Origin of the sequence: Pseudomonas sp. KBS0707 (genome assembly GCF_005937945.2) — a bacterium.
Taxonomy (GTDB): domain Bacteria; phylum Pseudomonadota; class Gammaproteobacteria; order Pseudomonadales; family Pseudomonadaceae; genus Aquipseudomonas; species Aquipseudomonas amygdali.
Map to the genome: position 1 here is coordinate 5,625,855 of NZ_CP041754.1, position 11,955 is coordinate 5,637,809.

10 protein-coding genes and 1 pseudogene are annotated in these 11,955 nt (G+C 61.1%); 9 read left to right on the plus strand and 2 right to left on the minus strand.

What is annotated here, in order from left to right; translation table 11 throughout:
* Positions 1-2: 2 nt before the first annotated feature.
* The 6 genes and pseudogenes from FFH21_RS27145 (at position 3) to FFH21_RS27170 (ending at position 7,424) form a co-directional block, all read left to right on the plus strand.
* Complete coding sequence (locus FFH21_RS27145; RefSeq protein WP_004659575.1) at positions 3-1,844, plus strand: ABC transporter ATP-binding protein; 1,842 nt, start codon at positions 3-5, stop codon at positions 1,842-1,844.
* Entirely contained in the window at positions 1,841-2,152 is a 312-nt protein-coding gene (locus tag FFH21_RS27150; protein WP_002555955.1) for a (2Fe-2S)-binding protein, read from the plus strand. Before FFH21_RS27145 ends, FFH21_RS27150 begins: the two co-directional genes overlap by 4 nt.
* The gene (locus FFH21_RS27155; protein ID WP_004663167.1) at positions 2,131-3,540 is read left to right on the plus strand and encodes an NAD(P)/FAD-dependent oxidoreductase; all 1,410 of its coding nucleotides are present in this window, start codon (positions 2,131-2,133) and stop codon (positions 3,538-3,540) included. Before FFH21_RS27150 ends, FFH21_RS27155 begins: the two co-directional genes overlap by 22 nt.
* Positions 3,537-4,691: an FAD-binding oxidoreductase gene (locus FFH21_RS27160; RefSeq protein ID WP_004659574.1), complete on the plus strand. Its 1,155-nt coding sequence runs from the start codon at positions 3,537-3,539 to the stop codon at positions 4,689-4,691. Before FFH21_RS27155 ends, FFH21_RS27160 begins: the two co-directional genes overlap by 4 nt.
* Positions 4,688-5,845 carry an acetylornithine deacetylase gene (argE, locus tag FFH21_RS27165; RefSeq protein WP_004663163.1) on the plus strand — a complete coding sequence of 386 codons (1,158 nt, stop codon included), beginning with the start codon at positions 4,688-4,690 and terminating at the stop codon, positions 5,843-5,845. The genes FFH21_RS27160 and argE overlap by 4 nt, the downstream gene beginning before the upstream one ends.
* A gap of 114 nt (positions 5,846-5,959) precedes the next feature.
* Positions 5,960-7,424: pseudogene (locus FFH21_RS27170) on the plus strand (NAD-dependent succinate-semialdehyde dehydrogenase).
* A 192-nt stretch (positions 7,425-7,616) separates the two neighbouring features.
* On the opposite strand, the gene FFH21_RS27180 reads toward FFH21_RS27170, so the two are convergent.
* Complete coding sequence (locus FFH21_RS27180) at positions 7,617-8,546, minus strand: glyoxylate/hydroxypyruvate reductase A (protein ID WP_041924677.1); 930 nt, start codon at positions 8,544-8,546, stop codon at positions 7,617-7,619.
* Between the two features lie 284 nt (positions 8,547-8,830).
* Between FFH21_RS27180 and gabT the strand changes: the two genes are divergently transcribed.
* The 3 genes from gabT (at position 8,831) to FFH21_RS27195 (ending at position 11,409) form a co-directional block, all read left to right on the plus strand.
* Positions 8,831-10,135: a 4-aminobutyrate--2-oxoglutarate transaminase gene (gabT, locus tag FFH21_RS27185; protein WP_004659571.1), complete on the plus strand. Its 1,305-nt coding sequence runs from the start codon at positions 8,831-8,833 to the stop codon at positions 10,133-10,135.
* Positions 10,136-10,216: 81 nt separating this feature from the next.
* Complete coding sequence (locus FFH21_RS27190; protein WP_005782377.1) at positions 10,217-10,873, plus strand: HAD family hydrolase; 657 nt, start codon at positions 10,217-10,219, stop codon at positions 10,871-10,873.
* A gap of 47 nt (positions 10,874-10,920) precedes the next feature.
* A complete protein-coding gene (locus FFH21_RS27195) occupies positions 10,921-11,409 on the plus strand; it encodes an Lrp/AsnC family transcriptional regulator (protein WP_002555947.1) in 489 nt (162 codons plus the stop codon).
* A 37-nt stretch (positions 11,410-11,446) separates the two neighbouring features.
* Here the strand turns inward: FFH21_RS27195 and FFH21_RS27200 are convergent, their stop codons facing one another.
* Positions 11,447-11,905, minus strand: a complete 459-nt coding sequence (locus FFH21_RS27200) for a transposase (RefSeq protein WP_011169863.1) — start codon at positions 11,903-11,905, stop codon at positions 11,447-11,449.
* Positions 11,906-11,955: the final 50 nt, after the last annotated feature.

Sequence of the window (11,955 nt, forward strand, 5' to 3'; positions counted from 1 at the left end):
AAATGAGCCAGTTGATTCGTGTGCAAGACCTGCGCGTGGTTGCCGATGGCGATCAGGGCGAGCTGGAAATCGTCAAAGGCGTCAGCTTCGCGCTGGAAAAAGGCGAAGTGCTGGCGTTGATCGGCGAGTCCGGTTCCGGCAAGACCACCATCGCGCTGGCCCTGTTGGGGTATGCCCGACGCGGCTGCAAACTGGCCGGCGGTGTGGTTCAGGTGGGCGAGCACGACATGCTCAGCCTGCCCGAAAGCCAGTTGCAGGGCCTGCGCGGCAACCGTGTTTCCTACACCGCGCAAAGTGCCGCGGCGGCTTTCAACCCGGCAAAAAAACTTATTGATCAGGTTATCGAGGGCGCGCTGATTCATGGTCTGGGCAGTCGTGCAGACCTGCAAGCCAAGGCCGTAGAGCTGTTCCGCGACCTGGCCTTGCCCAACCCGGAAAGCATCGGCCAGCGTTACCCGCATCAGGTTTCGGGCGGTCAGTTGCAGCGCGTGATGGCAGCCATGGCGCTGATCAGCGACCCGTTGCTGGTGATCCTCGACGAGCCGACCACGGCGCTGGACGTCACCACGCAGATCGACGTGCTGCGCGCCTTCAAGCGGGTGGTGCGCGAGCGCGGTGCGACGGCGGTCTATGTCTCTCACGACCTTGCCGTCGTGGCGCAGATGGCTGATCAGATCGTGGTGCTCAATGGCGGGCGGATTATCGAGCAGAGCAGCACTGCGGCGCTGCTCAAAGGCCCGGAAGACGCCTACACCCGCAGCCTGCTGGCAGCGGCGCGGCCCGACAAAGTACTGAAACCGGCCAGCGAGGTGGTCAAGGACAGCACGTTGCTGACCATCAGGGGCCTGACTGCAGGCTACGGCAAAAAGAACCTGCAAGGCATGCCGATGATTCGCGTGCTGGAAGACATCGACCTGACCATTCGCCGTGGCCAGGCCATTGGCGTGATCGGCGAGTCCGGTTCGGGCAAGTCGACCCTGGCCCGTGTGGTCGCCGGTCTTCTGGACCCGGCGCACGGCAGCCTGACATTCGACGGTGCCGACTTGTCCGGCACCTTGGCGGGACGCACCGAAGAGCAATTTCGGCGCATCCAGATGGTGTTCCAGAACGCCGACACCGCGCTCAACCCGATGCACAGCATCAGCGCAATTCTGGCGCGCCCGCTGAAGATGTATTTCGGCCTGAAGGGCAAAGCCCTGCGCGATCGCATCGACGAACTGATGGACCTGGTGCGCCTGCCCCGTGAACTGGCAGAGCGGCGCCCCAACGAACTGTCGGGTGGCCAGAAACAACGTGTCAACCTGGCCCGCGCGCTGGCGGCCAAGCCGGACCTGATCCTCTGTGATGAAGTGACCTCGGCGCTGGATACCGTGGTGGGCGCGTGCATCCTTGAACTGCTTGGCGAACTGCGCCGCAAGCTGGGTGTTTCCTACCTGTTCATCAGCCATGACATTTCCACCGTCCGCGCGCTGTGCGACGACATAGTGGTGATGTACAGCGGCCACAAGGTCGAAGAGGGCAGCCGCGAAGCGTTCAGCCGTGTGCCATTCCATCCGTACACCGACCTGCTGGTGCACTCAGTGCCGGAACTGCGTCAGGGCTGGCTGGAAACCTGTGGTGTGACCAGCGGCAAGCTGCCACCCATCAGCGCCCCGGCCAGCAACCCCGAACTGTGCACCTTCCTCAACCGTTGCCCGGCACGTGTCGAAGGCCTGTGCAACAAGACTGCCCCGAGCCGTCGCATGATCGCAGGCGGCAGCGAAATCCTCTGCCATCGCGACAGCGACGAGCTGCAGGCGGTGCAAGAAAACCTTAATCCTGTGACCGTGGGAGCCTACGCATGAGTGGCCGTTTTGTGAGACTGGGCGAACGTGATCGCCCGGTTGTGAGCCTGATGGTCGATGGCGCGCCCATAGAAGCATTGCAGGGCGACACCTTGATGGTGGCGTTGCTGACCCGCAAAGCCACGCTGCGCCAGTCCGAGTTCGACTCCGGACGTCGTGCCGGTTTTTGCCTGATGGGCGCCTGTCAGGATTGCTGGGTCTGGACCCGCAACGGCGAGCGCCTGCGCGCCTGCTCCAACGAAGTCCGCGACGGACTCGATATCGTCACCACCCAACCGGAGGCGAAATGGCCACTTCTTCACGGTTAGACGTTCAGAACCCTGCCAGCCCGAGAGTCGTCATCATTGGCGCTGGCCCAGCGGGCACCCGTTGCGCCGAAACCTTGCTGGCGGCGGGCATCAAACCGATTCTGATCGACGAAAACCGGCGCGACGGCGGGCAGATCTATCGCCGTCAGCCAGAAGGCTTCAAGCGCGATTATTCAGCGTTGTATGGCACCGAAGCAGCCAAGGCGCGTGACCTGCACGAAAGCTTTGATCGCCTGCGCGCACAAATCGACTATCGCCCCGACACACTGGCCTGGAACCTCACGCATGGCGAGCTGTGCTGTGCCAGCCAGGGCGTGCATACCGTGGTGGAATACGACGCACTGATCCTGTGTGCCGGGGCCACCGACCGGCTTATGCCGATCAAGGGCTGGCAACTGGCAGGCACCTACAGCCTGGGCGGCTCACAGATCGCGCTCAAGTCGCAATCGGTCTCGATTGGCAGTCGCGTGGTGTTCATGGGCAGCGGACCGTTGCTTTATCTGGTCGCCAGCCAGTACGTCAAAGCCGGTGCCGATGTGGCCGCTGTGCTCGACACCTCGCCGTTCAGCAAGCGCATCGGCGCGATGCCCAAATTGCTCGCGCGCCCTGGCTTGCTGTTCAACGGCATGAAACTGCTGGCCCAGTTGTACAGCGCTAAAGTGCCGGTGCACCTGGGCGTGCAGCCCGAAGAAATTATCGGCAGCGAGCAGGACGGTGTGACCGGCGTGCGCGTGAAGCTCGCCAACGGTAACTCGCTGACCGTCGATTGCGATGCATTGGCGCTGGGTTATCACCTGCGCCCGGAAACTCAACTGGCTGACCTGGCCGGATGCCAACTGCGTTTCGACGACGCGTCCGGGCAATGGGTGCTGGCGGTCGACGAAGACGGTCGCACCTCGGTGAACGGCGTTTATGCAGCGGGCGACGGCGCAAAAATCCGTGGTGCCGATGCCGCCGAACAGGCAGGGCGATTGGCGGCAATGGCGTTGCTGGACGATCTTGGCCGGCCTGTGGATAACTCGCGCCGCGAAGAGGTGCGCAAGAATCTGCAGGTCATGGACCGCTTCCGTGTCGGGCTGACCGAAGCGTTTCCCTGGCCTGCTGCCCAGGCAGCTGCGTTGCCCGATGAAGCGATTGTCTGCCGCTGCGAGATGATCAGCGCCGGTGAATTGCGCGGCGTGGTGCGTGAAAAAGGCGCATGCGAAGTCAACCGCGCCAAGGCTTTCAGTCGCGTTGGCATGGGCCGTTGCCAAGGGCGTTATTGCTCGCAGGCCGGTGCCGAAGTAATCGCTGCCCAGGCCGGTGTGCCGGTCGAGCAGGTCGGTCGTCAGCGCGGGCAGGCACCCGTGAAACCGCTGTCGATGCTGGTGGACGAGGTGGCCTCATGAAACAACCGAAAGTGGATGTGCTGATTGTCGGTGGCGGCTTCATGGGCTCGGCGTCGGCGTTTTTTCTGCGTCAGCGCGGCAAGTCGGTGACCCTGCTGGAGCGCGACGTGATCGGCCAGTACGCCAGCGGCGTCAACTTCGGCAACGTACGGCGCCAAGGTCGGCACCTCGGTCAGCTGGAACTGGCCAACCGCTCCAGAGCACTGTGGCAGCGGTTGCCTGAGCTGATCGGCGAAGACCTGGAGTTTCTGCCCAGCGGGCACATGCGCGTCTGCTATCGCGAGGATGAAATCGCTGAGCTGGAAGCTTATGCAGCGGCCCCGGAAGCCCGTGAGCTGGACCTGAAAATCTACAGCGGCAAGGCACTGCACGAGCGTTTCGGGTTTCTCGGGCCGGACGTAAAGGGCGGCTCCTACGCGCCTCACGATGGCCACGCCAACCCACGTCTGGCTGCACCGGCTTTTGCGCGCGCAGCGATTCGTGCCGGGGCGCGCATCGAAGAGCGTACCGAAGTGGCCCATGTGGAAAAGGTCGGTAACGAATTTGAAGTCACTACCACTGACGGGCGCATTTTCACTGCCGATCAATTATTGATCACCGCAGGTGCCTGGGGGCAAAAACTCTCGGCGCAGTTTGGCGAGCCCGTACCGCTGGAAACCAATGGCCCGCAGATGGCTGTGACCGAACCGGTGCCTTATGCGCTGCCGACCGTCATCGGCGTGTTCACCAAAATCCCTCACGAAGTGATCTACTTTCGGCAGATCGCACGTGGCAACATCGTCATCGGCGGTGGTTTTCGCAGCAAGCCGGACATGGTCAACCGCCGCGCCTACGTCGAGCCGCGCAGCATCATTAATCAGGTGCAGCAGATGCGTCGGCTGTTGCCCGGTGTCGGCAACCTGAACATCATCCGCGTGTGGAGCGGCATTGAAGGCTACACGCCGGACTCGCTGCCAGTGATGGGCCGCAGCGGTAAGGTCGATGGCCTGTTCTATGCATTTGCCTTCTGCGGTCACGGCTTCCAGCTCGGTCCGGGCGTGGGCGACGTGATGGCTGAACTGATCAGCACCGGCACCACCAGCACCTCGATCAGCCCGTTCGACATTCGCCGTTTTGAAATCGTTACCGAACAAGCGAGTAAAGCCTCATGAGCCCCCGCGCCCTGGAAATTCTCAAACGCCTGATCGCCTTCGACACCGTGTCGTCGGAGCCGAACATGGCACTGATCGAATACGTCCGTGAACTGCTGGCCAGCAAAGGCATCGAGTCGTTGATCGTCAAGGACGAGACCGGCAAGAAGGCCAACCTGTTCGCCAGCACCGGCCCGCGTGATGTGCCGGGTGTGCTGCTTTCCGGGCACACCGACGTGGTTCCTGCTGCTGGCCAGGCGTGGACGATGCCGCCGTTTCAGGCGACCCTGCGCGACGGGCGCATCTACGGCCGTGGCACCTGCGACATGAAGGGTTTCATTGCCCTGGCCATCGACGCGATGCTCGATGCCGCGGACACGACCCTGATCCGTCCGCTGCAACTGGCGCTGTCCCATGATGAAGAGATCGGCTGTGTCGGCGTGCGGCGTCTGCTCGACGTCCTGCATCTGGCACCGGTACGCCCGTTCCTGTGTGTGGTAGGCGAACCGACGCTGATGCAGTTTGCCGTAGGGCACAAGGGAAAAGCGTCCTATCGCACCTTCTGCCGAGGCCAGGAGGCGCATTCGTCGCTGGCACCCAGAGCGGTCAACGCGATTCATCTGGCCAGCGATTTCATCGCCGAGCTGCGCAAGAGCCAGAAGCAGATCGAGCAACAAGGCGCGCGTGACGAGGGTTACGACATTCCTTACAGCACCGTGCACATCGGCCGTATCGATGGCGGTAAGGCGCTGAACATTGTGCCCAACCTGTGCACCATGGAATTCGAATACCGCAACCTGCCGGGCGACAATCCCGACGTGCTGCTGGAGCAACTGCGCGAGCGCGCCGAAGTGCTGGTACGCGAGGCGAAACAATTGTCGGGCGTGGCCGCTATCGAAATCGAAGTGATGAACGAATACCCGGCACTGGAGACTCATCCGAGTGTTGAAGCAGTGCGCATGCTGCATGCATTTGCCGAACCGGGCACTCAGCACATCAAGGTCTCCTATGGCACTGAAGGCAGTCTGTTCGCCGGGCGGCTCAACGTGCCGGTGGTGGTGTGCGGGCCAGGCTCTATCGAGCAGGCACACAAGCCGGATGAGTTTATCGAGGAGAGCCAGATGAACGCGGGTGAGCGCTTTCTGCAAACCCTGCTGGGCTCATTAAAGCAGTAGAGGCTGCCGTCCGAGGGCAAATTTCAGCATCGGACGCTGCCGTTATCCTGCTTTCAGCATCCTGGACTGCGGCGCCTGCCTAGACTGGCAGGTATCCCGAAACAGGACTCGACCATGCTCAAGAATCAGTTGAAAGACCCCAGCCTGCTGGTAGACCGCGCCTACGTCGATGGGCAATGGATCAGCGCTGACAATGGTGCAACGCTGACCATCAGCGACCCGGCGACCGGCGACCGGCGAAATGATCGCGCAGGTTCCGGCCCTGAATGGCCTTGAAACCCGTCGCGCCATCGAAGCTGCGGATCGTGCCTGGCCCGCCTGGCGCGCACGTCCCGCTGCCGAGCGCGCCGCTCTGCTGGAGCGCTGGCATCAGGCGATGCTCGATAACGTCGAAGACCTGGCGCTGATCATGACCCTTGAGCAGGGCAAGCCGCTGAACGAATCACGCGGCGAGATCCGCTATGGCGCCAGCTTCGTCAAATGGTTCGCTGAAGAGGCGCGCCGCTCCTACGGTGAAACCATCCCCGCGCCCAGCGCAGACCGCCGTTTGATGACTCTCAAGCAGCCGGTGGGTGTGTGCGCCGCAATCACCCCGTGGAATTTTCCCAACGCAATGATCACCCGCAAGTGCGCGCCAGCCTTGGCTGCCGGGTGCCCGATCATCGTCAAGCCATCGGACCTCACGCCTTTGTCGGCGCTGGCGCTGGCGGTACTGGCCGAGCGTGTGGGTATTCCTGCCGGTGTGTTCAACGTCATCACCGGCATGCCCGCAGGCATTGGCGAAGAACTGACCGGCAACCCGGTGGTGCGCAAGATTTCCTTTACCAGCTCGACCCCGGTCGGCCGTTTGCTGATGCGCCAGAGCGCCGAACACATCAAGCGTCTGAGCCTGGAACTGGGCGGCAACGCGCCCTTCATCGTGTTTGACGACGCGGACCTGGAACAGGCGGTGACGGGCATCATGCTCAGCAAATTCCGCAACGCCGGGCAGACCTGCGTGTGCGCCAACCGGATTCTGGTACAAGACGGCATCTACGACCGTTTTGCTGCACGGCTGGTAGAGGAAGTGAGCAAACTCAAGGTCGGCAACGGCCTGGAAGAGAGCGTGACCATTGGCCCGCTGATCAACCCGGCGGCGGTCAGCAAGGTTACCCGGCACATTGATGATGCGCTGAGCCAGGGCGCGAAGTTGCTGCATGGCGGCCGTCCCGATGGCACCAGTCAATTCGTCCAGCCAACGGTATTGGGCGAAACCCATGCGGGCATGCTGCTGGCCAACGAAGAAACCTTCGGGCCTGTTGCGCCACTGATGCGCTTCACCGACGAAGCCGAAGCGCTGGCACTGGCCAACGCCACGCCTTATGGCCTTGGCGCGTACTACTTCACCCAGGACCTGCGTCGCTCATGGCGTTTCGGCGAGGCGCTGGAGTTCGGCATGGTCGGCCTCAACACCGGCATCATCTCCATGGAAGTCGCCCCGTTCGGTGGCGTCAAACAATCCGGCCTGGGCCGCGAGGGCTCCAGCTACGGCCTGGATGAATACCTGGAAGTAAAGGCGTTTCATGTGGGGGGGTTGTAGCGTTCAGAACGGCGTACCAACGCGGAGCGTCGGCACGATAGTTGAGATTATCGTTCCTCACGCTCCAGCGTGGGAATGCAGGTCGTGACGCTCCGCGTCACAAATCCACAGAGCACAGCACGCTCAAGATCGGACGCGGAGCGTCCAGAACTGCATTCCCACGCGGAGCGTGGGGAACGATAATCCAACGCATCAGTAACCCTGGCCGCGATCCACCTGCCCCTGCATCGCTTCACCACGCTCAAAGCGGCGAATGTTATCGAGCAGGCCAGGAAAGGCGCTTTCCGGTTGGGTGATGGCCGCGACATGCAGTGTCAGCATGATCTTCGGGTGTTGCCAGAACGGATGATCAGCCGGTGCCGGTTCCTGTTGCAGTACATCCAGCACCGCAGCGCTCAATTGGCCGCTATCCAGTGCTTCAAGCAGGTCCGCTTCCACCAGATGCCCGCCACGGCCCATGTTGATCAATGCTGCACCTTGGGGCAGGCGCTCGAAAAGCTGGCGATTGAGGATGCCTTCGGTTTGCCCGGTCAGCGGCAACACACACAGCAGAATGTCGCACTGACCAAGAAACGCACTCAGCTGTCCTTCACTCGCATAACACGTCACGCCTTCTACCTGATGCTCGCTACGCGCCCAGCCCGACAGCTCGAAACCGAATGGTTTGAGGGTCGACAGAATATGCTGCGCCTGCAAGCCCAGCCCCATCACACCCACGCGACGCTTGTGCGCCGGTACCAGCGGATGAGCTTTCCAGACGCCCTCGACCTGCTGCTGCCGATAACGCAGCATTTCCCGGTGCAGGCTCAGTACCGCCAAAGACGCGTACTGACACATCCCATGACTGATGCCGGGGTCCAGCAGACGAACCACCGGCAAGGACTCGGGAATACGGCTCAGGTCCAGTTGATCGACGCCCGCAGACAAGGCGAACAGCACCTTCAGGTTGGGCAGCAGCTCCTGTAGATCATCAGGTGCCAGCCAGGCCCCCAAATAGTGGATATCGGCCGGGTCACCGATATCCGGCCACACACGCCATTCAATGTCCGGCGCATGCTCGGCAAACAGGACACGCCAGCGTTCGGCGCGTGCGGGGTCAGCTTTGTAGAGCAGGGCGGGCATGGGCATTTCCTGAGTGTGAAAGTGGAGCCCCATCATGCCGCAAGTCGGAAGCAGGATCTGTCGAAACAGCCTTTTGCAGAGCACCGGCATGACTGAAAAGCAGCGTTGCCCGGCAGATTGCGTGGTGCTCGCAAGGCATGAAGGAATCTGCCGTTTGCGAGGCGAAAAACAGTTGATCTGGACATCTGAGAGGGCAAGTTCGGCGTAGATCATTTCGCTGAACGCTTAACCTGAACAGCATCGCAGCCACCCCGTCGGCTGCCAGGCCCACGACAGGTATAACCATGAACAGCAAAGTCGACGAACCCCCCCATCTGCTCCGCCAGCGCGATCAGTTCGTGCCGCGCGGGATTGTCACGGCCCACCCGCTGGTCATCGACCGGGCACAGGGTTCTGAATTGTGGGACGTCGATGGCAAGCGCTATCTGGATTTCGTCGGCGGTATCGGCGTGTTGAACATCGGCCACAACCACCCGAACGTGGTCGCGGCGATTCAGGCGCAGCTGACCAAAGTCACCCACGCCTGCTTTCAGGTGGCGTCCTATCAGCCCTATCTGGACCTGGCCAAACGCCTGAGCCATCTCATCGCGGGCCAGAGCGGCATCGATCACAAGGCCGTGCTTTTCACCTCCGGCGCCGAAGCGGTCGAAAACGCGGTGAAAATCGCCCGCGCCCACACTAATCGCCCGGCAATCATCTCGTTCCGCGGCGGTTTTCATGGCCGTACGCTGCTTGGCACCACGCTGACCGGCATGAGCCAGCCGTACAAACAGAATTTCGGCCCTATGGCCCCCGAAGTGTTCCACACGCCGTACCCGAACGAGTATCGCGGCGTGACCAGCGAAGTCGCGCTGGCGGCGTTGCACGAGCTGTTGGCCACTCAGGTCGCACCGGAGCGTGTGGCGGCGATTCTGATCGAGCCGATGCAGGGCGATGGCGGCTTCCTGACTGCGCCAGTGGAGTTCATGAAGGCCTTGCGTGCGCTGACCGAGCAACACGGCATCGTGCTGATTGTCGATGAAATCCAGTCCGGTTTCGGGCGGACCGGCAAATGGTTCGGTTTCGAGCATTCGGGTATCCAGCCTGATCTGGTGACGGTTGCCAAGAGCCTCGCGGGCGGCATGCCGCTGTCAGGCGTGGTCGGTCGTGCCGAGATCATGGATGCACCGCTTCCGGGCGGTCTGGGTGGCACTTATGGTGGTAATGCGCTGTCCTGCGCCGCCGCACTGGCGGTGATCGACACATACGAGCAGGACAATCTGCTCGCGCGTGGCGAGCAGCTGGGCCAACATTTGCGTGCCGGTCTGCTCAAGCTCAAGGACCGTTACACCTGCATCGGCGACGTGCGCGGCACCGGCTTCATGCTCGCCATGGAACTGGTCAAGAACGACGCCGCACGTAGCCCGGACGCTGATCTCAATCAGAAGATCATTGATCAGGCACGCATTGGCGGCCTGTTGGTGATCAAGTGTGGTGTGTACCGCAACGTGTTGCGTTTCCTCGCACCGCTGGTCACCACAGAGCAGCAGATCGATGAAGCACTGACCATTCTCGATGCCGCCTTGGCACGAGTATTGAAGTCCAGCTGAGCGTAGACGTGGTCGCGGTTGTCGCGAGACGCTGCGACCACCAGCGCTGGGGATCATTGTTGAATGGAGACGTTGCCTGCCATGGGGCTTATTGATTACCGCGCACTGCTGATCGATTGCGACGAGGTTCTGGTGGACCGTGATTCGGGTGTCTGGGCGGCGTTGCAGCCGTTGCTGGAAAACGGTCTGAACACACCGGATAAAGACTCGGTCCTGACCGAATTCGATGATGTTGTACGCACGCTCTATCCGCGCTTCGACGAATTGGGATTCAGCGGCCTGCTGTGCTTCGCGCACCGGCAACTGGCAGAGCGCCTTGGCATCAAGGCCAGTTGGGAAGAAGGTATGACCTTCGCCCGTTCCGTGCCGAACTGGACGCTGTTCGAGGATGCACCCGGCGCGATGCTCTACCTGCGCAAGTTCTATCGGCTGCTGGTGTACGCCGACCGGGACCTGCAGGATCGCGGCATCCTGTGCGAACGGCTGGGGCTTGAACCTGACAGCCTGCTGTCCCTGACCACTCACCCGCTGGACAATCCGGACTGGCTCGCCGGGATGGATCTGGAACCGCGTGAAACGCTTCTTGTGTCTCGCCCGCCCGCCTCGGCGCTTGGCACCGGTGGGCTGTGTCTGATCCGCCGCAGCCGCGAACAGCACCGTCAGCCATGCACTGCCGACCTGTGCATCAACAGCATGGCCGATCTCGTCGCTCAGCATCAGCTGTCTTTACGGCGCTGATTTTGCTAGAAGGTAGGCACCGTGAATGGCAATACAAGAGGTAGGTAATGGAAGGCTTGGTCAAACTGGATCGGATTGATATCAATATCCTGGTAGAACTCCAGAAAGACGGGCGCATGACCAACGTCAGCCTGGCCGACGCCGTCGGGCTTTCCGCGAGCCCTTGCCTGCAGCGCGTCAAACGTCTTGAGTCGGCAGGTTACATTTCCAGCTACAAGGCGCACCTCAATCTGGCCAAGATCACCGAATCGGTCACCGTGTTCACGGAAATCTCCCTCAGCGACCACAAGCGCGAAGACTTCGCCAAATTCGAAGCCAACATCCGTCACGTTGACGAAGTCCTGGAGTGCCACCTGATCAGCGGCGGCTACGACTACCTAGTGCGCTTCATGACCCGCAGCATTCAGCACTATCAGGAAGTGATCGAAGAGCTGCTGGACAAGAACATCGGCATCTCCAAGTACTTCAGCTACATCGTCATCAAATCCCCGGTCATGAAAGACGGCGTGCCACTGCGCAAACTGTTGCGCCATTGAAACGGCGTAAAGAAATTTCACTGCGTTGATGTGTGGTTCAAACCCATATCGCATCCCACAGTGGATAATCTCCTATCTTCTTGACCAGTCCTGCGCGTAGCGGGTTTGCGACGATATAGCGAGCCAGACCGACCATGGCCTGTTCGTTGCGCACAGCCTGGTCGTGATACCCGGACTGCCATAAGGTGTCGGGATGTACTCTGATTTTTCCGATGGCTATCGAACTGCGTGCTTTAAGTTGTTGAATCAACATGGGCAGATCATTCTTTTTGAGCTCAAAAAGCCAGTGAAAGTGGTCAGGCATTACGACCCAGGCAAGCGACTTGACCAGTTCCTGCTCTTCGCATCGTCCCAGCTCTCGAACCAGCAAACGCCCGAGACGAACATCGGCGAATACCGGTTCGCGTCCTCGTGTCACTGAAGTCACCATATATATCTGGCCTATTGCGGAATATCGGCCTGTACGTAAACGTTTTGACGCAGAGTACACATGCATTCCCTTGCCCCTGAAATCACTTCACCGGTGAACTTTAGTGCGTGGCACGT